Raw genomic sequence first — 19,954 nt, 5'->3', positions numbered from 1 at the left:
TATGCGTATCGTCATCGGTTCCGACCATGCTGGCTTCCACCTCAAGGCCACGATCATCGACCATGTCACCTCGCTCGGCCACGAGGTGTACGACGCAGGCTCATACGATGCGAACCCCGTAGACTTCCCCGACATCGCAAAGATGGTCACTTCTTCGATCATCGAGGGCAAGGCGGATCGCGGGCTGATGGTCTGCGGCACCGGCGTCGGCGCCTCGATCGCGGCAAACAAGGTGAAAGGTATCCGCGCAGCGGTCTGCCATGACGTGCATTCCGCCCATCAGTCGGTGGAGCATGACGACGTCAACGTCATGTGCATCGGCGCCCAGATCGTCGGCGCATGGTTGGCCAGGGATCTCGTTGCAGCCTACCTCGCTGCCGAATTCTCCACCGACGAGGACTTCCGGCGCCGCGTGCGCAAGCTTGCCGAAATGGACGAGCAGCGCTGAGCATCCGCCGGCCGGTTCCGCGCCGTTCGGCGAAACGCGCGCATCTATTCTTCCTTGCTGACCTCGCCGTCCACGAGGTGGATTCGCCGGTCCATTCGAGCAGCCATGTCCAGGTCGTGCGTCACCGCGACGACTGTCTTGCTGCGCTCGCGGACAAGTCCGTCGAGAATTGCGAATACCTGCTCCGAACTCCTGCTGTCGAGGCTTCCGGTCGGCTCGTCTGCCAGGATCAGCGGCGGATCGTTGGCAAGCGCCCGTGCGACCGCCACGCGCTGGCGCTGGCCGCCCGAGAGCTGATCCGGCCGCTTGTCGAGATGATCGGCGAGGCCGAGCGAGGACAGCAAGTCGGTCGCCCGCCCCCGCATCTCGTCGCGCCCGAGGCGGGCGAGCTTGCGCATGGGAATCTCGACGTTCTCGCGCGCGGTAAATTCCGGCAGGAGGAAATGGAACTGGAAGACGAACCCCATGGTAGCGAGGCGGGTCTCCGCCCGCTCCTTCTCGCTCATCGGCTCGGAATCGCGGCCGCGGACGCGCAGCCTACCCTCCGTCGGCCGGTCGAGCAGCCCCAGGAGATAGAGCAGCGACGACTTTCCCGACCCCGAAGGGCCGGTAACGGCCACGAACTCGCCTTCCTCGATGATGAGATCGATGTCCTTCACCAGCGTTACCGGAACCGTCTCATGCAATATACGCGTGAGGCCGCGAGCCTCGATCAGCGGACTCATGTCGCGCCCCTTATGATGTCCACCGGATTGACGCGTGCTGCGCGGCGGGCGGGGAGGTAGCCGGCGACCGCTGCCGAGGACAGGGCGAAGGCTGTCGCTACGGCGTAGTGAAGAATGCTCCACGCGATCGGCAGCCTGGTCATTTCCTGGCCGGTTGCCGCAATTTCGAACCGCACCCGGGAAAGCGCGTAGGTGATCGCAAAACCGAGCGCCCAGCCGAGAAGTGAACCCGCGATGCCGATCGCCAGCCCCTCCATCACGAACAGCCGGCGCATGTCGGCTTGCGAAAAGCCGAGCGACTTCATGATGGCGATGTCGCGCGCCTTCTCGTGCGTGATGGTGGACACGATGTTGAAAATGCCGAAACCCGCCACCAGCATGATCGCGGCGACGACCGTGTACATGATGACGTTGCGCACGACGAGCGCTTCGAGAATGGACTCGTTCGCCTCCTGCCATGCGACCGTCTTGTAGCCGAGTTCGGCCTCCACTCGGCGCGCGATGGTGGGCGCGGCGTTCGGATCGTCGAGCTTGATGCGGATCTCGTTGATTGCATTCGGTCGGTTGGACAGGATCTGGGCGTTCTTCAGCAGAACATAAGCCTCGCCTTCGTCGCGCGCCGTGGTGCCGGTATGAAACAGGCCGACGATCTTGAAGTTGCGGGCAAGGCCTTCCGACGACACGGCGGTAATCGTGTCGCCGAGACCGGCACCCAACCTCGAGGCCATCGTATCGCCGATGACGACGTTGTTGCCGCCGGCCGCAAGCGCGGCGAAGCTGCCGGACTCGAAATCCTCGACGATGGGCGAGACCTTCACCTCCTTCTCCGGCTCGATGCCGATCACCACGGCGCCGACTTCGCGGCCGGAGTAGCGGATCACGCCCTGCACGTTCAGGACGGCGGCCAGCCGCCCGGGCATCCATTCTTCGAGCCAGGATGCCGCTTTCGTCGGATTGATGATGCCGCGCCGGTCGTCCCTCGGCCTCAGCCCGGATATGGCGACGGCTTCGAAGAGGTCTTCCGCCGGCTGCCGCCGCGCCGAGCGCTGCTCATCGGTCACATCGACATGGGGCATCGTGTCGACGAGCTGGCGAACGAAATCGTCCTGCCCGCCCTGCATCAGCGCCGCCATGGCGATCGAGAAGCCGACGCCGACAGCGACACCGATAACCGCAACGAGCGTCTGGCGGCCGCGGCCGGCGACGTGCGTCAAGGCGATGTCGAAGATCAGGCGCATGGCGTTCAATTCGTCGCTGTTTGCACCACATCCACCCGAGTCCCGTCGGCAAAATCGGGGGATAAGGGCGAGATTATGCGTGCGGTTTCTTCAAGGCCGGAAAGGACCTCTACACCGTCCGTGCCACGGATGCCGGTTTCGATCTCGCGCAGTTTCGCCGTTCCCCCTTCAACCACCGCGACTCTGGTCCCACTGACCGCTGCCGCGGGGATGACCAGAGCATTGCGCGACAGGCGAACCACCACGTTTACGTCGGTCGACATGCCGATTCTGAGCGGCGTGTCCTCAGGCAGGCGAAGGCGGACGCGGTAAGTCTTCGTAACAGGATCGCCTTTCGGCGTAATGCTGTCGACAACCGCCTCGAGCGCGCGCTCTGGAAAGGCATCCGACCGAAGATAGGCATTTTGGCCGACTTCGACCCGCGGAATGTCCTCCTCGTTCACCTCGGCCTCCACGATCAGCGGTCGCGGCTCTCCGACCCAGAAGAGAACTGTCCCAGGCTCGGCGACCTCGCCGATCTCACCGTCTTGCCGAAGCACCCGCCCGTCACTGGGCGCACGCAGCACGTAGGCGGCAAGCCGCGCCTCTTGTCCCGCGATCAACGCCTCCAATTGAGCGACGTCGGTGCGTGCCCTGTCCACGGTCTGCTCGCTTATCGTGTTTCTTTCTGCCAAGGCGAGCTTGCGGCGGTATTCTTCCTGGGCAAGCGACAGGCGCGCCTGCAGCTCGCTCAGAATCGCCCGCGCCTCCGTATCGTCCAGGCGCGCGAGCACGGCACCCTTTTCCACTCGTTCGCCCTCGCAGTTACACTGCTCGACGATCCGCTCGCGCACTGTCGAAGTGACCTTTGCCCAGACGCGCGGCTCCACGACCCCGCTGGCATAGACGATCTCCGCCGCATCGCCGCGCTTCGGCGTCACGATCGAAACGGGCACCGCCCGGGTCGCATACCAGAAGGCAACCGCACCGACTGCGGCGGCTATCGCAATACCTGCCGCGTAGCGCCTCATCTGCTGCATCAGCCGCACGAACTACTCCTGAAATTCACCCGCATCTATTGTTATGTTAGCATTAGACCGACCGTCGGTCTATAATTGCGAGCAGGACTTCGCGCAGCCTGCCAACACGTGTAGAACGTATTTCTCCGGTTCAGGACAAATCGATGCCACGAGTGAAGAAATCACCTGACGTCAGAACGAATGAGCTCATCGGTTGCGCTGAACGCCTCTTCTTCGAGCAGGGATACGAAAACACGACTGTCAACGACGTGATCCGGGAGGCGAATGTTTCCAAGGGGGCGTTCTATCACTACTTCGTTTCGAAGGAGGCACTGCTGGAGGCAGTCGCCGCGCGCATGGCACACCACAGCCTAAAGGAATTGCAAACGGTATTCGAGGATCCCTCCCTCGATGCCGTCGGCCAGCTGAATGCCCTTTTCGCGGGTTCGCGGCGCCTGAAAGTGGAAATGGCGCCACAGTTGAAGAATACATTCAACGCACTTTTCAAGCCGGAGAACATCGTCCTTTATCATCGCATCGACGCAGCGGTCAGCGCGGTGACACTTCCCTTTCTAACCGAACTTCTGAGGCGCGGTCACAAGGAGGGGAGCCTCGACGCGCCCGATCCTGAAGCCCTCGCGCCGATGCTGTTGTACTTGCGGCTTGGCGTCGCCAAGACGATGCATCGGGCTCTGCAGCAGACCGAAGCCGGGGACCTGGACGGCGCGGCGCGGACGCTGGATGGCTGGATGCGCACCTACGGGATGGCTGTCGAGAGATTGCTGAAGATCCCTGAAGGGACGATCGAGGTAACGGAACCGGGTTTTTCGCGCGCATTTCTGGAAGCTTCCGTCTAGCTCCCTGAAGCTGCACACCTCCGGGCGGAAAACCGCTGCGCACTTTTCTTTGGAATTGCTCAGATATCCCCGATATTCACCGGTGGTAGCCCTGATGGGTCAGTGGAGCCGAAGCATTATGCGTGCTAGTCCTTCGTCAGCCGTCTCGAACGGGGGAAGACGGTCAGAGGCCTGGCGCTTCAGCGACTGGCCTCGCCGGGGCTGGGGCACCGCACGCAATTCGAAGCTCGACGCCTGGCGAAATCAGAGCCTACCCGAGCGAAAGGCCCCGACCGGTATCGGTCAGGGCCCCATTCAGTTCCCACCAGCTCAATAAGAGAGCACGGACACGGCAATACGTTCTCCAGCACAGCCCATTACAAGCCATAGCGATGCAAGAAGATGTGTCGGTGCAAGTGGGATATTACACAAACGTATTACTATAACCAGTAACAAATTGGGGGTATTCGCATTAAATCGGCTCGCGAATACCATCTGCGCTGAGTCGAACCGTAGCTACCCTCCCCGGATGGACGAGCGCCAAACGAGATCAGGCTGGAAGCGTACCGAATGGTCGACCGGTTCCTGCCTCTCATTGACGAGCCAAGCCACCGCCTCCTGGGCTATCCTATCGACGGGTTGGGCGAAAGTGGTCAGGTCATAGGAGGACCAGGCCGCCTGTTCAATGTCGTCGAAACCCGCGACACAGAGCAGATCGGGAATGGAGACCCGGAACTGGTGGCGCGCGGCATCCATGAAGCCGCAGGCAAGGAGATCAGTGGCACAGAAGACCGCATCGGGGCGCTCGCCGAGCGTCAGCAGCCGCTGCGCCAGAACGCGGCCGCTTTCGTAATTTGTCGGCCCGTGGCGCTCGACAAGAACCGGGAGGCCCATTGCTCTTGCCGTCGCCACGAAGCCGTGTTCGCGCGCCATCAGGCTCGGGGTGCCGGCTTGCGAATTCGCGAAGGCAAGACGCCGGCAGCCGGCGCGCACGAAAGCGGTGACCACCCGCCCCGCCGCCTCCGCGTCATCGAGATTGATGCGAAGCGGGCCCTGCTGGTCGTCGTCGCGGTTGATGAGGACGAGGCGCTGGCCGTTCTTGAGGCAGAGCTGGGTAATCGACCGGTCGGGCATGCCGGACAGGATGATCGATGCATCGGCGCGGTACCGGATCGCCTGCCGCAATGCGAGATCCACGCTGTCGTCCGAGCGGTCCGTGTTGATCAGCATGGCGACCTTGCCGGCGTTCTGCAATTGCTGCGTCATCGCCCGGATCAGGTTGGCACGGTAGGGCGTGCTCATCTCTGATACGATAAGGCAGACGATGCCACTCTCGTTGCGCATCAGTCCGCGCGCGAGATGGTTGACGTGATAGCCGAGCGCTTCCGCCGCCTCTACCACCCTCCGCCGTGTTTCGGGCGAGACGCTCGCGCCGGGCGTAAAGGTACGGGAGACGGCTGAACGTGAGACTCCCGCCCGCTCTGCGACTTCCTGGGCGCTGACAAACGGCTTCTGCGGCATCACGATCTCTCCTCGACCTTGCACGCAGAATTGCACTATTTTGCAAATGCGTGCAACGCAGTCATATCCTGCAATATCGAACAATCTTATTGACACTCCCCGTATCCTCGTGCAGCATTTGCACGCGCTTGCAAAAAGCGTCCGGCACGGAGGCGCCGGCACAATCTGGGAGGAACCGATGGGTTTGGTTAAACTGGCCGCGGCAGCGCTCGCCGCGGGCGCGACGTTCTTTGCCTTTTCCGCGCGAGCCGATGGAAATCTCAATCTGATCTGCTCGGCCGACGTGGTGATCTGCGAGCAGATGGAGGGCGCCTTCGAAAAGAAGACCGGCATCTCCGTCAACATGGTTCGCCTGTCTTCCGGCGAAACCTACGCGAAGATCCGGGCCGAGGCGCGCAACCCCAAGACGGACATCTGGTGGGCGGGCACCGGCGACCCGCATCTGCAGGCCGCCTCCGAGGGACTGACGCTCGAATACAAGTCGCCGATGCTCGGCGAATTGCATGAATGGGCCGTCAAGCAGGCCGAGAGTGCCGGCTATCGCACGGTCGGCGTCTATGCCGGCGCGCTCGGCTGGGGCTACAACACCGAGATCTTCAAACAGAAGAACCTGAAGGAGCCGAAGTGCTGGGCGGACCTGCTCGATCCGTCCTTCAAGGGTGAAGTCCAGATTGCCAATCCCAATTCTTCCGGCACCGCCTATACGGCGCTCGCGACGCTCGTTCAGATCATGGGCGAGGCCGAGGCTTTCGACTATCTGAAGAAGCTGAACGCAAATGTGTCGCAATACACGAAATCCGGCTCCGCACCGGTGAAGGCCGCGGCGCGGGGGGAAACCGCAATCGGCATCGTGTTCATGCACGATGCGGTCGCGCAGACGGTGGAAGGCTTCCCGGTGAAGTCCGTGGCGCCCTGCGAAGGCACCGGCTACGAAATCGGTTCGATGTCGATCATCAAGGGCACAAAGAACCTCGACAATGCCAAGAAATGGTATGACTGGGCGCTCTCCGCCGACGTGCAGTCCAGTATGAAGGAGGCGAAATCGTTCCAGCTTCCCTCCAACAAGACGGCCAAGGTGCCGGAAGAGGCGCCGAAGTTCGAGGACATCAAGCTGATCGATTACGACTTCAAGACCTATGGCGATCCGGCCAAGCGCAAAGAGCTCCTGGAGCGCTGGGACCGGGAGATCGGCGCAGCCGCGAACTGATCGCGCAACACGCCTTTCAAACGGATTCGAGCCGTCGGGAAACCGCCGGCTCGAATCCGGCAATCTCGGCCAGATGAGCCCTTCCGGTCGCATTCGCGCTCTTATCCAACGGCAGCGATCTGGCTTGTATTCGGAACAACTCATCGTGACACGGCGGCACGGACAGGCCTATCCATGAAAACCCACTACCGCAGACTGGATATCGCGCTGGCTCTCGGGCTCGCCGCCTTCGTCCTCCTTCCCTGGTACAGGATCGACGGCGGTTTCTTCGGCTTCGGCTGGCTTTCAGCCTTTCCGGAAGAACCGGTTGCCGCGCCGGGTCTCGTCCAGATCGCTTCCTTTGGCAAATGGTGGCTGATGCTCCCGGCGCTGGCCATGATGGTCGCCGCCGCTGCCCGCTTCATCGGCGATCCGGCGCGGCGAGGAAGCTTTCTTGCCTGGACAGGCGCAGGCGGCATCGTCGTTCTGGCCCTTCAGGGCCTCGCCATCGGCTTTTCCGGCTGGAACTGGACGGTCAGCGAAGCGCTGTTCGGCGCGCTTGCGGAGGGCCAGCCCTCCATGGGAGCGGGAGCTGTGCTCGCGGCGCTCGTCTTCGTCCTCATTTTCGCCTTCGGGATTGCCGAACGCGGGGTGATGAAGGGCGACGCTTTCGTCGTGTCGGCCATCTCGCTGCTTGTCTTTCTCGTCGCCGTCTTCGTCTTCTATCCCGTCGGGAGCATGCTGGTCGGCGCCTTCCAGGATTTCGACGGCTCCTTCAATCCGGAAGGCTTCACCCGCAATATCGTCGATCCGTCGATCTGGAGCCTCGACTGCGTCGTCGGCGGCGGGCGCTGCGGGATCGCCTGGCGGACATTCTGGCTGGCGGTGATGACCGCGGGCGGCTCGACCATCCTCGGCCTCGCCTTCGCACTGCTCGCGACCCGTACCGGCTTCCGTTACAAACGGAGCCTCAGGCTGTTGACGGTGCTGCCGATCATCACGCCGCCCTTCGTGGTCGGCCTTGCGCTCACCCTGCTCTTCGGCCGTTCCGGCGTCATCACCGAAGCCCTGTCCACGCTGATCGGCGTGGAGCCCGGCCGCTGGCTCTATGGCCTCACCGGCATCTGGATTGCGCAGGTCCTGTCCTTTACGCCCATCTCCTTCCTTGTGCTGATCGGCGTCGTCGAGGGCGTCAGCCCGTCGATGGAGGAGGCCTCGCAGACGCTGAGGGCAGACCGCTGGCGCACCTTCTGGCGCATCTCGCTGCCGCTGATGAAGCCGGGGCTCGCAAATGCATTCCTCATCGGCTTCATCGAAAGCATGGCCGATTTCGGAAATCCGCTGGTGCTCGGCGGCAGCCATGGCGTGCTTTCGACGGAAATCTTCTTCGCCGTCGTCGGCTCGCAGAACGACCCCTCCCGCGCCGCCGTGCTCGCCATCATTCTCCTGTGTTTCACGCTGACGGCCTTTCTGGCGCAGCGCTTCTGGCTTTCGGGAAAGAACTTTGCGACGGTTACCGGAAAGGGCGACAGCGGCGCCCACGCCGCCCTGCCCCGCACGGTTTCGATCGCGGTCCATGTCCTGGTAATCCCATGGGCGCTCTTCACGCTCGTCGTCTACGGCATGATCCTCCTCGGCGGATTCGTGAAGACCTGGGGGCTGGACAACTCGCTGACGCTCGCCCACTACGTCAAGGCATTCTCCGTCGAGTTCCGCGACGGCGGCATCGCCTGGACGGGCGTTGCCTGGAACTCCTTCTGGACGACGATGGAGATCGCCCTCATATCGGCACCGCTCACGGCGGCCGTCGGGCTCCTTACCGCCTATCTGATCGTGCGCCAGAGGTTCGCCGGCCGCGGACTCTTCGAGTTCGCCCTGATGATGAGCTTCGCCATTCCGGGGACGGTCATCGGCATCAGCTACATCATGGCCTTCAACCTGCCGCCGCTCGAAATGACCGGCACCGCTCTGATCCTCGTTGCCTGTTTCGTCTTCCGCAACATGCCCGTCGGCGTGCGCGGCGGGGTGGCGGCGATGAGCCAGCTCGACCGAAGCCTCGACGAAGCATCGCTGACGCTCCGGGCCGACAGCTTCCGCACCATCCGCAAGGTCATTCTGCCGCTTTTGCGGCCGGCGATCACGGCCGCCCTCGTCTATTCCTTCGTGCGCGCGGTCACGTCGATCAGCGCCGTCATCTTCCTGGTCAGCGCCGAGTACAACATGGCGACGGCCTATATCGTCGGGCTCGTCGAGAACGGCGAATACGGCGTGGCGATCGCCTATTCCTCCATGCTGATCGTGGTGATGATATCGGTCATCGCCGGCTTCCAGCTTGTCGTCGGCGAACGCAGGCTTCGGCGCGAAAACCGCGTCCAGGCCGTTGCCCGCGCGCCCGTTCCCCTTCCCCAGGAGAAAACCGCATGACCGTCGTCGCTCCCGGTTCCGTCGTCTTCCGGAACATATGCAAGCAGTTCGGTGCCTTCACCGCCATTCCCGACCTGTCGCTGACCATCGAACCAGGAACGCTCGTCACCCTGCTCGGGCCCTCCGGCTGCGGCAAGACGACGACGCTTCGGATGCTCGCCGGCCTCGAACATCCGACATCCGGCCGCATCCTGATCGGCGGCAAGGACGTGACTATGCTGCCCGCGAACGAGCGCGACGTCTCGATGGTCTTCCAGTCCTATGCCCTCTTTCCGCACATGAACGCCCTCGACAACGTGGCCTACGGCCTGGAGTCTTCAGGTATGAGGCGCAAGGAAGCGCGCGAAAGAGCCGAGGAAGGACTGGCCCTGGTCGGCCTGCCCGGCATGGGCCAGCGCCTGCCCGCCGAGCTCTCCGGCGGGCAGCAGCAGCGCGTCGCGGTCGCCCGCGCACTGGTGCTGGAGCCGCAGGTTCTTCTCCTCGACGAACCGCTGTCAAATCTCGACGCAAGGCTGAGGCGCCGCGTCCGGACCGAAATCCGTGAACTGCAGCAGCGGCTCGGTTTCACCGCCGTCTACGTCACGCACGATCAGGACGAAGCCCTTGCCGTCTCCGACCGCATCATCGTGATGAAGGACGGGAACATAGCGCAGGAGGGGCCCCCGCGCGAACTCTACGAAACGCCGGCATCCGCCTTCATCGCCGACTTCATGGGCGAAGCCAATGTCGTTGCCTGCGACGTGATCGACGTCGACGGCCACGAGGCCACGATCCGCGTGGAACGGCTGACGCATCGCGTGAGCGGCCGCGGAATTCGCCCCGGACCGGCGAAGCTCGCGGTGCGCCCGAACGCGATCACGCTGGAGCCGTCCGCAGCCGGCAGTTTTTCAGGCGAGATCACCCATACGGCCTATCTCGGCGATCATGTGGAATACGAGGTCAAGACAGCAGCCGGGACGCTCTTCGTGGTCGACCCGGCGGTGGAGCGGGCACTTGCGCCCCAAACGAATGTGGCAATCGCCTTCAAGGAGCGCGGCATTGCCCTCATCAACGGTTAGCCCCGGCAATTTGCAACCAAGGATTCCCTTATGACATCTCACGTCGTCCCCGGGCTCGAAGCCCGCCTGGCATTGGCCGAAACCATCGGGCGCGAGGCGGGCGCGATGGCGCTCGATTTTTTCGCTCGCCGCGAAACGCTGATCATCGAAACGAAGCGCGACCCGCAGGACCTGGTTTCCATCGCCGACCGCGAAGTCGAAAATCTCATCCGCGATCGAATCGCGGAGGCGTACCCGGAAGATGGCGTGCTCGGCGAAGAGTATGGCCTCGTACCCGGCCGCTCCGGCTTCACATGGGCGGTCGATCCGATCGACGGCACGAGCCCATTCGTCAACGGCATGCCCAACTGGTGCGTCTCCATCGCCCTCGTTCATGCCGGCATACCGGTGGTGGGGGTCATCGCCGCACCATGCCACGGTGAACTCTACGCGGCAGCACTGGGCCTCGGTGCACGGTTGAACGGCAAGGCGCTCACACTCGACGGCTCCCGCACCATTCGCAACCACGTGACCGGGCTCGGCGCCAACAACTATGTCAAGCCGGCCTTCGTCGGACAGATGGTCGAAAGCCTGTTGGAGGCCGGCGGCACCTTCATGCGCAACGGTTCCGGCGCACTTATGCTTGCCTATGTGGCCGCCGGCCGTCTGGTGGGCTATTACGAACCCTACATGCACGCCTGGGACTGCCTCGCCGGCTATTGCCTCGTCCAGGAAGCGGGCGGCTGGTACCTGCCCTTTCCCACTGAGGGAGAGAGTTTGACCCGCGGCTCGATCGTCCTTGCCGCCGCGCCCGGCGCAGTCGAGGACCTGAGGAAACTTGCAGGCGTCTGACACTCGCGGCTGCAACGTTGAATCGCCACGTCCCTGAACTGCCAAGGCCTGCTCCTTGACCCGGGATTCAGCGTCCCCTATTTCAGCTTCATGGATATGACTGACCAGCCGCGTGCGCATTCGAAGTTAAATTCGACAAGGCTGGCGCTTCAGAGATTGGAACGCGGGCGGGATCCGTGGGCGCTGCGCTGGCAGGCGCTGCTTGCCGTCATAGACCTCAGCATCCTCGCCTTTTTCATCCTCGGGCCCTATCTGAGAGCGGGTCCGTCCTATCTCATCATCGACTACATCATCGCCGCATGGATCGGCTGCGAACTCATCGCAAGAGCGTTTGCCGCGCCTTCGATCGAGCGTTTCCTCCGGCGGCCGATGACCTGGGTCGATGTGATCATTCTCGGCACGCTTCTCTTCCCCGACCTGCTGTTCAACTTCGCATTCCTCAGGGTGATGCGCATCTGGGCGATCGGCAAGAGTCCGCTCCTGCTGGAAGGTCTTCGCCGCGCCGGGTGGTCGCATCTGCAGGATGTCTTCCGTGCCTGCCTGAACTTTCTCGTGTTCCTCTTCGTCGTCACGGGCTTCGTTTACACGACGTTCTTCTATCACAGGGAAGGCGGCGAAGGTTTCGTCGATGCTCTCTATTTCACGGTGGCCACCATCACCACGACGGGCTTCGGGGACATCACCCTGCCGGGCACGCTCGGCAAGCTCACCTCCGTCATCACGATGATCGTCGGCATATCGCTCTTCGTTAGGCTCGCCCAGGCCGTCGTGAGGCCCTACAAGGTCAGTTTCCCCTGCCCTCAATGCGGCTTGCAGAGGCACGACACCGATGCCGTCCACTGCAAGGCCTGCGGTCATCTGCTCAACATACCCGATGAGGGTGACTGAGACGTTCGAGGCGTGAGGCTTTCACTGTTTCAGTGAAAGCCTCACGCTTAGATACTGCACTTCTCCGCATGGAAAACCGCTGCACCTAGCCATCCGTCTTGGCTGTAGCGACCGGCTCCGTGGTCAGATGAAAATCAACCATCTCCTTTTCAGTCAGGTAATAGAGCCGGTCCGGCGGTGTTTCGAGAGCGTTGATCCAGAGGCCGGGGCCGACGCCCATCGAATCGAGATGGCGGGCGACTCTGGCCGTGGTGGATTGTGCGAAGGACATGGCCTGTGCCGGCGTCGGCCTTTCCTCGCCGCCGCTGAAAACCTGGTGCACGCCGATCAGCGCGTCCCTTTCCGCCACACGCGCCACGCCCCCGGCAAAAACGATCGGGCAGGAAGACGCGCAGAGCGCCTTGGATGCCACTTTGGTGTCGAGCTTCTTCTCACGGATCAGTTTCGACATCGCGAGCGCATCGTCCACCGAACCACCCGGCGAGTTGAGAGCCACGGTCGTCACATATTCGCCGCGCGCCTCGATCTCGTCGGCGAAGCGCGAACCGGCGCCGAGGTCGAGCGTGCCCTCGGCGACCAGTACGCCGCCGGATCGGAGATCGAACCTCATCGGCTGGCGCAGCACTTCGTCGGAGCTTCCGGGTTGGACTGGCGGGCCGTTGGGCGCAGCCTCGGTCACTGCCGGAGGCAGGACGGGCCGATCCTCGAGCATCGGATCGAAACCGGGCAGTCCGGCGTTCATCGCCGAGATCTCGCGCAGGTCGATCAGCAGGAAGACACCCGCGGCCGCCAGCATCGCGAAGAAGGCACCGCGCATCAGCACACCGTCCTCAATCCGGACCAGCGCCTTGAACGCTTCATCGATCCTCATGCGTCCGATCCTTTGCACGCGTCCTCGGGTCGAGGCTGGTGATGTTGTTCGGCTCCTCCGCTTCTGCCTGAGCGACTATATCGCCGAGTTGCCCGCCGTTCGCCGTCACGGCGCGCTGCACTTCCAAGGCCTGCAGAAGCTCGGCCGCCGTGATGCGCTCGGCAAAGGGCAGCTTCTCCTCCTGCTTGCGGATTGCGCTGTGAACCGCTGCCAGAATGAAGACCAGTACGCCCGGCAGCAGGTCGATGGAAATGGCGCCCGCCCAGGCGGGAATGAAATCGGTCGCATAGCGCAGTACCGCCTCAGCGGATGAAAGCGGAACGAAACGCCGCTCCGCCACCGGCGCACGCGCCAGTATTTCGTCAGCCGCTTCGGAGAGAACCTTGGATTGCGTTGCCACCGAGGCTCGCACAGTCTCCATCACCCGGTCCTGGCGGTTGACGAGATCGGCATCGCCGCCGTCGGCCACGGGTGCGATGAAGCCGAGCGACAGGTCGTCTGCGGCGCGGCGGATCGAAGGCGCGATCGAAGTCTGTCCGAGCGACGTTATGACGCCCGTAAGCGCCACCACTTCCGAGGAGAACTGATCGGCACGCGGTGCGACCGCACCCGGCGCGGAGACCAGTGTCCGCATCGTTTCGAGCCGCTTCTGTCCCTGATTGAAAAGCATCGCCACCTGTTCGCGGGACGCGTTTATGCCATTCTCCAGATCCTTCATCTGTGCCGACATTTGCGACAGAAGCTGCACTACGCTTCCGGATCCCGTCGTGCCGGTGAGCGCTCCCGATTGCCGCTCCGAGGCGGCAAGCTGGGCGAAGCGTTCGGATGCGCGCTGGATATCGGGCAGCAGGCTCTGGGCCGCAAGCGCGTTCTGATGCGCCTGGTCCAGGTCGGCGGTATAATCCTCCACCGTTTCCGCAAGATGCTGTTCGAGCGCGGCCGAACCTGCGAGCGCCGCCGCATTGAGCCAGCTCGACATGGCGATGATCATGGCCGCCCCCAAAGCCATCACGCCCAGCATGGCGGCTCGGCCCGTATGGTTTGTCACATGCGGATAGAAGCGCGCCATGTAGGACCAGAAGGCGTAGATGCCGACGGAAACCGAGGACGAGTAGATGATCGCCGCGAAGAAGACCGAGGTCGGGGAGCCGTCGAGAATGCTGCGAACGCCGAGATAGGTATAGACGCCCGAGGCAAGCGCCAGCACCGCAAGTGCAAAGCGCGTCATAGTTTCCACGGCCGCAACGCCGTCATGCAAACGTTGGGATGCGCCGAGGGCCATGAGCACCATCTCCTCAGAGGAATGTATTCCTTAACAGAGAATGAAGAAACGGGCGGAATAAAGGCTGCCCATGCGGCGAAGAGCCGGGATGCCAGGAGATCCGACGCAAGGGCGCGTCATCGAACAAGATAGGTCTCCACCGCGCCGATGCCTCGCAGCTCCAGGGCGCAACGGCGCTCGAGCGTCCACGGACCGCGCAGCGCGCGCCTGGTTGCCTCGGAAATCTGTATTACGTCGGCGACCCCCTGGGATTCGAGCCTGCTCGCTATGTTCACCGTTTCTCCCCACACGTCGTAGACGAACCGGAGTCGCCCGATCAGCCCGGCTACGACGGGCCCCGTATGGATTCCGATCCGAACCCGAAAACGGTCAGGCCCGGCTTCCATGTCCTGCAAGGATCGAAGCATGGACTTTCCGAGAGCCACGATCCTGTCGGCATGATCCGGCGCAGGCTCCGGGATCCCGCAGGCGGCCATATAGGCGTCTCCTATGGTCTTGATCTTCTCGACACGGTGCTGCTCGGTCAGCAGATCGAACCTCCTAAACATTCTGTCCAGGCGCCTGACCAGATCGGATGCAGTCAACCTTGCTGCAATGGGCGAAAAGCCGACGATATCCGCAAAGAGGATGGAGACCTCGTCGAAGCGGTCGGCGATGATCTCTTCGCCATCCTGCAACCGTGCAACGATCTGGTCGGGCAGGATCGCGCGAATGAGGGAATCCGCCCGCAGCTTTTCCGTTTTTATCTGCTGGAGGTAGCGGTGCTCCCGGTCAAGCCAGCGCTTCTTCTCGAGCGTCGAGTTGATCCGTGCGCGCAGAAGTATCGGATTGAAAGGCTTCGTCAGATAGTCGTCGGCGCCGGCCTCGATGCAGCGGGCTACCGCCGTGACATCACTCAAGCCCGATATCATGATGACCGGGACGTGCTGCCATCGCTCCTCGGACTTCAATCGCGACAGCATCTCGATGCCGTTCATGTCCGGCATCAGAATGTCCAGCAGGATGAGGTCGAACTCGTCCTCGGCCAATCTGGCTAGCGCAGACAGTCCGGATTCGGCGGTGACCACGCGGTGACCTTCGCGTCGCAGCCGCCGGGACAGAAGATCACGATTGCTGGCCACGTCGTCGACGACGAGGATCCTGCCCCCTTGTTCCGGGCATGCAACCTCTTGCGCCTTGAACAGAAGTCGCTCGAGCCCCGCCGCGTCGATTTCGGCGCGTTCCCCCGGTTGAAGCATCTCGACCGTTTCCCCGCGTGAAAGACTGGCGATGGCGTCGACCTGCGTCAGGAGCTCTGCCGCCGCCGACAGTATCACATGGAGGTCTTCCTTTAGCGCATGCTCCGGCGCATCGCTTGCCTCTTCAAGGATCATTTCGGAATAGCCTATGATGGCGTTGAGCGGCGTGCGCAGGTCGTGGCGGAGTCTTGCCTCAGCCTCCGCTTCTCCTTCCTCCAGAGGGCAGGCCGCGCCCTCGAGAAGGCGATCGATAAAGCCGTTCAGTTGCCGTGCTGCAGCACCGATCCGGTCGAGATCGCCCTTTATATGGATCAAACCGAGATCCCGCGCCTGCTCGACCAGCAGTTCCTGGAAACCCAGGATTGCCCGCGCCGGACCGGCCAATCTCTGGGCCACGTGAGCGGCGATCGCCTGGTGCTGGAAGTCGTTGCCGGCGGTCATCTTCCCACCTATATCGCGAGCAGCTGCTCGATCTTGCGAACGAGCTGGGGCAAGTCGACCGGCTTGCTGTCGTAATCGTCGCAGCCGGCTTCAAGCGCCATCTCCCGGTCGCTTGCCATTGCATGCGCCGTCAGGGCGATGACCGGTATTGCGGATGTCAGCGGATTGGCCTTGATCCGTCGTGTCGCTTCCCAGCCGTCCATCACCGGCAGGCTCATATCCATGAGGATCAGGTCCGGCTTTTGCGATTCGGCAAGTTCGACGCCGGCCCTTCCGTTTTCAGCAATCAGCACGTCGAAGCCCCGGCGGGACAGCCGCCGCGAAAGCATGTCGCGGTTCATTTCATTGTCTTCCACCAGAAGGATTTTCGTCATTTGCGGCTCTCCTCCTGCCTATGTTCAGCCGTCCGCGAGGGCTTTGCCGACCGAAGCGCCCGATCCGATCTGACGTTCGAGTGCCGCGACCAGCTGGGAGCGGCTGTTTGCGCCCTTGTTCACGACAGCGACCGCCCGGTCGCGCAACCATTTCAGCTCGCTTGCGGAGAGGTCCTTCGACGTGACCACCACCACCGGAATGTTCTGCAGCTCCGGAATCCTCTGCATTTCGCTGAGCGTCTGGAATCCATCCATTTCCGGCATCAGAAGGTCGAGCAGGACGAGACGCGGCAGAATCCGCTTCATCATTTCCAGTCCTCGGATGCCGTCGCCCGCTTCGTGTACTGTCCACTTTCTCTTGACCAAAATGCGCCGGAGAAACTCGCGGGAGGCCTGGTCGTCGTCGACGACCAGAACGTCGTGCTTGCCGCCCCCGAATGTCTCGATCGTCCGGACCAGCTTATCGGTATCGATCGGCTTCGTCAGATACTCGACCGCGCCGAGCGAAAGACCCAGTTCGCGATCCGCCAGGATCGTCGCCAGGATCACCGGGATCGTGCATAATTCGGGATCGTTCTTCAGGGCGCGCAGGACCGACCAGCCGTCCTGATGCGGCATGATGATGTCGAGAATGATCGCGTCTGGCCGGTGCTTGCGTGCGGCAGCCAATCCTTCCTGTCCGTTCGACGCCTCGATCGAAGCGAGGCCCGCTTCTGCGAGCGCCTTTGCGATAAGGCTGCGGGCAGCCGGCTCATCGTCGATGATGAGTGCGGTGCGGCCCGACCCAACTTGCGGCACGGGTTCGGCCGGCGATCCGTCGGCCTCTCTCTCGCACTGTGCCGGCACCTCCATGGTGAACACGGAACCCTTGCCGACTTCGCTTTCGACGGTGACGACGCCGCCTATCATGCGGCAGAAGCTGCGCGTGATGCTTAAGCCCAGGCCCGTGCCGCCGTAGTTTCGGGTGGTGGAGGCATCGGCCTGGGTGAAGGCATTGAAAAGCCGTTCCTGCTGCTCCGGTGACATGCCTATGCCGGTGTCGGTGACCTGGAACACAAGCCAGTCGCGGTCCGGTCTTTGCTCCCGCCGGACCCTCAGGGTCACCCGCCCGCCATTCGTGAACTTGGCCGCATTGCTGAGCAAGTTGAAAAGGTTCTGGCGCAGCTTGGTCTGGTCGGAATGCATCTCGCCGAGATCGGCCTCGAAATCCTGCGTGAACTCGTTTCCGTTCCGGGCCATCAACGGCGCGACTGTCGCTGCTACGTCACGGAGCAAGTCGGCAACGCTGAAGGTCTCGAGGAAAACCTCCATCTTGTTCGCCTCGATCTTCGACAGGTCGAGGATGTCGTTGATGAGCGAAAGAAGATGGCGACCCGCGGACGCTATCTTGTCGAGGTCCGGGACAAGCTCCTCATCCTCATGATCGCGTGCCTCCTCTATCAGCATCTCGCTGTAGCCGATGATCGCGTTGAGGGGCGTGCGCAACTCGTGGCTCATGGAGGCGAGGAACCGGCTCTTGGCCTCGTTTGCCGACTCTGCGTGGCTCTTCGCGCGCTCGAGTTCGACCTGCCGCTGCTTGAGCTGGGTGATGTCGGTGTAGACGGCGACCGTTCCTCCGTCCGGAATCTTGCGTTTGCTTATGCGGACCCACTTGTCGCCGAACCGCTTCTCGTCGACGAGGCCGGCAGGGTCCCGATGCAGCCTTACGCGCTCGTCGACCCACTCTTGCGGCGACTTGCCTTCGAGATCCACCTGACCCATTTCCAGGTTCTGCTCCACGATTTCGCGGAAGCTCCTGCCGCGAAGCGTATTCGGCTTGTGGCTCGGGAAGATTTCGCAATATTTGCTGTTGGCGACCAGGATCCTGTCCTCGGAATCATAGAGGACGAAGCCATCCGAGATCACCTCTAGCGCGGCTGCGATCGTCCGGCGCTGCCGCTCCGCTTCGTCTTCGAGTTTTTTCTTTTCGATCGCGCTTTCCCGGAAAAGCGAAAGCGTCCTTGCCATTGCTCCCAGTTCATCGCCGCCCTCTTCGGGGATATCGACGTCGTAACGTCCCTCCGTCAGGTCGCCGATGACGCGATTGAGGCGCCGCAGCGGGCCGACGATCGAGCGCAGGACGAGAAGCGTGAGCAGCGAACCGATCAACACCACTCCGCCCACCAGGATGGCCGCGGTCGTGGCTGTCTTCTCGGTTTGCACGACAACCTCGTTGCGGGCCGCTTCCGCCTCGGCCTTTACCTGTTCCACGAGCCTGTTGAGATCCGCATCGACCTTGCCGCTGTGGGTGCGCGCCTTTGCCAGCAAGGCGTTACCGACGATGCGGTTGTCCTGGGTGTAGCTGTCGGCTGCCTGCAGAGCCGTTTCGACATAGGCGTCGACTTCCGTACGAATTGCCTCCACCGCCTCCGGCGCGTGCTTTGCAAGGCCCGCCAATTGCTCCTGCAACCGTTCGCGGGCCTCATCGGCGTTGCGCTGGGAGTTCATCAGCAGACTGACGGAGAGATCGGTCAACCAGTATCTGAGGTCGCCGAATGCCACATGGGCCGATGCTGCCGATGCTGCCCGGTCGAAAAGCTCCCTTGTTTCGGCCATGCGCTCGGCGCTGCGATAAAGCGCCTGCGTGAGAAACAGGGATGAAAGGACAAGGCTGATCAGGCCGGCCGCTGTGAGCGCGGCCACGCGGGCAGAGATCGGCAGATCGGTGATCCGGCTGTCGAGCCTTTTCGCGGGCCGGGCGGCCTCTGTCGACCGGAGCTCATGCCCGAGCGCACTCATTTGAACAGGACGATGCTGATGGCACCGCCCAGATCGCCCGCCTTGCCGCCTTCCTTCGGATAGCCGGTGACGTCGATTTCACCCTTCGGCGAGCCGTGACAGGAAAGGCAGGACTCCGTGTAATATTCCGGCAGCAGCATCCGGAAAGCCGGGCGGCCGTTCACCTGCGTCACTTCCGTATAGAGTTCACCCTTCGGCCTCTGCGGATCCGAGAAGACTTCGTTGATGACTCGCGCCTCCCAGGCATCGGGAAGCGACTTGCGGTTGCGCACCAGAACCTCCGGCGCCGTAACGCGGACCAGCGCCTCATTGCCCGCCTTGACGGCAAATTTCTCGTTCATCAGACGCGCGAAAATGGCCGGCACGAAACCTTTGAACCCGATCCCGGGGCGGTTTATGTCGTCCTGCTGCTCATTCACGACTTCCCGCATCGCCTCGACCTGCGCCTGCAGAAGCTTGCGGTCGCGATCGCCGAGATCATCCGAGATCAATGGATGGCCGGTGCGCTCGCCATAAAGGGCGATCGCTTCGGCCGTGAAACGCTCACCGTCGAGTTTCTTGTCTCCGAGGGCCGGGTCATTGATGAGCGACTGGTAATTCGAAAGGACGTTTCGAGCGGCACGCAACAGCTCGGCAAGCCGCGTCCCGGTCGCGACATCATCGGCCTCCTCGGCAGCAAGCGAAGGTGCGAAGAGCGCGCAACCGCACAACAGCGTGACGATGCAGTTTCGCGCCAGGGCTGCAAGAGCTTCCATTTTCTTACCCCCCAGAAGGAAGCGCAAGCAGAGATGATACCACAGGAGGGCACGTGGAAGGA

17 protein-coding genes are annotated in these 19,954 nt (G+C 62.6%); 7 read left to right on the top strand and 10 right to left on the bottom strand.

Features of this window, described 5'->3' with window-relative positions; all coding sequences use genetic code 11:
* Position 1 precedes the first annotated feature (1 nt).
* On the top strand, positions 2-448 hold the full coding sequence (rpiB, locus tag M1D43_RS18900) for a ribose 5-phosphate isomerase B (RefSeq protein ID WP_003525805.1): 447 nt from the start codon (positions 2-4) through the stop codon (positions 446-448).
* A gap of 44 nt (positions 449-492) precedes the next feature.
* Here rpiB and M1D43_RS18895 read toward each other — a convergent pair whose 3' ends face one another.
* From M1D43_RS18895 to M1D43_RS18885, 3 genes are read right to left on the bottom strand one after another with little or no spacing between them, the layout of a single operon-like run.
* Positions 493-1,173 carry an ABC transporter ATP-binding protein gene (locus M1D43_RS18895; RefSeq protein ID WP_498814383.1) on the bottom strand — a complete coding sequence of 227 codons (681 nt, stop codon included), beginning with the start codon at positions 1,171-1,173 and terminating at the stop codon, positions 493-495.
* Positions 1,170-2,411 (bottom strand): ABC transporter permease, encoded by a 1,242-nt coding sequence (locus M1D43_RS18890; protein WP_014527509.1) that lies wholly within the window; start codon positions 2,409-2,411, stop codon positions 1,170-1,172. Before M1D43_RS18890 ends, M1D43_RS18895 begins: the two co-directional genes overlap by 4 nt.
* A 5-nt stretch (positions 2,412-2,416) precedes the next feature.
* Complete coding sequence (locus tag M1D43_RS18885; protein WP_013850014.1) at positions 2,417-3,439, bottom strand: efflux RND transporter periplasmic adaptor subunit; 1,023 nt, start codon at positions 3,437-3,439, stop codon at positions 2,417-2,419.
* A gap of 134 nt (positions 3,440-3,573) precedes the next feature.
* Between M1D43_RS18885 and M1D43_RS18880 the strand changes: the two genes are divergently transcribed.
* Positions 3,574-4,266: a TetR/AcrR family transcriptional regulator gene (locus tag M1D43_RS18880; protein WP_010975245.1), complete on the top strand. Its 693-nt coding sequence runs from the start codon at positions 3,574-3,576 to the stop codon at positions 4,264-4,266.
* A 495-nt stretch (positions 4,267-4,761) separates the two neighbouring features.
* Here M1D43_RS18880 and M1D43_RS18875 read toward each other — a convergent pair whose 3' ends face one another.
* Positions 4,762-5,766 (bottom strand): LacI family DNA-binding transcriptional regulator, encoded by a 1,005-nt coding sequence (locus tag M1D43_RS18875; protein WP_010975244.1) that lies wholly within the window; start codon positions 5,764-5,766, stop codon positions 4,762-4,764.
* A gap of 178 nt (positions 5,767-5,944) precedes the next feature.
* Here M1D43_RS18875 and M1D43_RS18870 point away from each other — a divergent pair, with 178 nt between their 5' ends.
* The 5 genes from M1D43_RS18870 (at position 5,945) to M1D43_RS18850 (ending at position 12,153) form a co-directional block, all read left to right on the top strand.
* Positions 5,945-6,973, top strand: a complete 1,029-nt coding sequence (locus M1D43_RS18870; RefSeq protein WP_010975243.1) for an ABC transporter substrate-binding protein — start codon at positions 5,945-5,947, stop codon at positions 6,971-6,973.
* A gap of 174 nt (positions 6,974-7,147) precedes the next feature.
* Positions 7,148-9,376, top strand: coding sequence for an ABC transporter permease (locus M1D43_RS18865; RefSeq protein WP_017264386.1), 2,229 nt, complete (start codon positions 7,148-7,150; stop codon positions 9,374-9,376).
* Positions 9,373-10,434, top strand: a complete 1,062-nt coding sequence (locus M1D43_RS18860; RefSeq protein ID WP_498814381.1) for an ABC transporter ATP-binding protein — start codon at positions 9,373-9,375, stop codon at positions 10,432-10,434. The genes M1D43_RS18865 and M1D43_RS18860 overlap by 4 nt, the downstream gene beginning before the upstream one ends.
* 30 nt (positions 10,435-10,464) lie before the next feature.
* Positions 10,465-11,265 (top strand): inositol monophosphatase family protein, encoded by an 801-nt coding sequence (locus M1D43_RS18855; protein WP_010975240.1) that lies wholly within the window; start codon positions 10,465-10,467, stop codon positions 11,263-11,265.
* 90 nt (positions 11,266-11,355) lie between these two features.
* Positions 11,356-12,153, top strand: coding sequence for a potassium channel family protein (locus M1D43_RS18850; RefSeq protein ID WP_010975239.1), 798 nt, complete (start codon positions 11,356-11,358; stop codon positions 12,151-12,153).
* An 85-nt stretch (positions 12,154-12,238) separates the two neighbouring features.
* Here the strand turns inward: M1D43_RS18850 and M1D43_RS18845 are convergent, their stop codons facing one another.
* The 6 genes from M1D43_RS18845 to M1D43_RS18820 form a co-directional block, all read right to left on the bottom strand.
* On the bottom strand, positions 12,239-13,024 hold the full coding sequence (locus M1D43_RS18845; RefSeq protein ID WP_013850021.1) for a COG3904 family protein: 786 nt from the start codon (positions 13,022-13,024) through the stop codon (positions 12,239-12,241).
* Positions 13,011-14,306, bottom strand: a complete 1,296-nt coding sequence (locus tag M1D43_RS18840) for a hypothetical protein (protein WP_013850022.1) — start codon at positions 14,304-14,306, stop codon at positions 13,011-13,013. Before M1D43_RS18840 ends, M1D43_RS18845 begins: the two co-directional genes overlap by 14 nt.
* A gap of 116 nt (positions 14,307-14,422) precedes the next feature.
* A complete protein-coding gene (locus M1D43_RS18835) occupies positions 14,423-15,985 on the bottom strand; it encodes an adenylate/guanylate cyclase domain-containing protein (RefSeq protein ID WP_013850023.1) in 1,563 nt (520 codons plus the stop codon).
* A gap of 8 nt (positions 15,986-15,993) precedes the next feature.
* The gene (locus tag M1D43_RS18830; RefSeq protein ID WP_010975235.1) at positions 15,994-16,359 is read right to left on the bottom strand and encodes a response regulator; all 366 of its coding nucleotides are present in this window, start codon (positions 16,357-16,359) and stop codon (positions 15,994-15,996) included.
* A 24-nt stretch (positions 16,360-16,383) separates the two neighbouring features.
* Entirely contained in the window at positions 16,384-19,137 is a 2,754-nt protein-coding gene (locus M1D43_RS18825; RefSeq protein WP_010975234.1) for an ATP-binding response regulator, read from the bottom strand.
* Complete coding sequence (locus M1D43_RS18820; protein WP_003525786.1) at positions 19,134-19,892, bottom strand: Tll0287-like domain-containing protein; 759 nt, start codon at positions 19,890-19,892, stop codon at positions 19,134-19,136. The genes M1D43_RS18825 and M1D43_RS18820 overlap by 4 nt, the downstream gene beginning before the upstream one ends.
* Positions 19,893-19,954: the final 62 nt, after the last annotated feature.

The organism is Ensifer sp. R1-3 (assembly GCF_056739175.1).
The sequence above is the reverse complement of the archived record's forward strand: the minus strand, read 5'-3'. Positions and strand labels throughout refer to the sequence as shown.

Bases quoted from the DNA above. Each gene is read 5' to 3' on its own strand.
- rpiB (WP_003525805.1), top strand. From the start codon at position 2: ATGCGTATCGTCATCGGTTCCGACCATGCTGGCTTCCACCTCAAGGCC.
- M1D43_RS18895 (WP_498814383.1), bottom strand. From the start codon at position 1,173: ATGAGTCCGCTGATCGAGGCTCGCGGCCTCACGCGTATATTGCATGAG.
- M1D43_RS18890 (WP_014527509.1), bottom strand. From the start codon at position 2,411: ATGCGCCTGATCTTCGACATCGCCTTGACGCACGTCGCCGGCCGCGGC.
- M1D43_RS18880 (WP_010975245.1), top strand. From the start codon at position 3,574: ATGCCACGAGTGAAGAAATCACCTGACGTCAGAACGAATGAGCTCATC.
- M1D43_RS18875 (WP_010975244.1), bottom strand. From the start codon at position 5,766: ATGCCGCAGAAGCCGTTTGTCAGCGCCCAGGAAGTCGCAGAGCGGGCG.
- M1D43_RS18870 (WP_010975243.1), top strand. From the start codon at position 5,945: ATGGGTTTGGTTAAACTGGCCGCGGCAGCGCTCGCCGCGGGCGCGACG.
- M1D43_RS18865 (WP_017264386.1), top strand. From the start codon at position 7,148: ATGAAAACCCACTACCGCAGACTGGATATCGCGCTGGCTCTCGGGCTC.
- M1D43_RS18860 (WP_498814381.1), top strand. From the start codon at position 9,373: ATGACCGTCGTCGCTCCCGGTTCCGTCGTCTTCCGGAACATATGCAAG.
- M1D43_RS18855 (WP_010975240.1), top strand. From the start codon at position 10,465: ATGACATCTCACGTCGTCCCCGGGCTCGAAGCCCGCCTGGCATTGGCC.
- M1D43_RS18850 (WP_010975239.1), top strand. From the start codon at position 11,356: ATGGATATGACTGACCAGCCGCGTGCGCATTCGAAGTTAAATTCGACA.
- M1D43_RS18845 (WP_013850021.1), bottom strand. From the start codon at position 13,024: ATGAGGATCGATGAAGCGTTCAAGGCGCTGGTCCGGATTGAGGACGGT.
- M1D43_RS18840 (WP_013850022.1), bottom strand. From the start codon at position 14,306: ATGGCCCTCGGCGCATCCCAACGTTTGCATGACGGCGTTGCGGCCGTG.
- M1D43_RS18835 (WP_013850023.1), bottom strand. From the start codon at position 15,985: ATGACCGCCGGCAACGACTTCCAGCACCAGGCGATCGCCGCTCACGTG.
- M1D43_RS18830 (WP_010975235.1), bottom strand. From the start codon at position 16,359: ATGACGAAAATCCTTCTGGTGGAAGACAATGAAATGAACCGCGACATG.
- M1D43_RS18825 (WP_010975234.1), bottom strand. From the start codon at position 19,137: ATGAGTGCGCTCGGGCATGAGCTCCGGTCGACAGAGGCCGCCCGGCCC.
- M1D43_RS18820 (WP_003525786.1), bottom strand. From the start codon at position 19,892: ATGGAAGCTCTTGCAGCCCTGGCGCGAAACTGCATCGTCACGCTGTTG.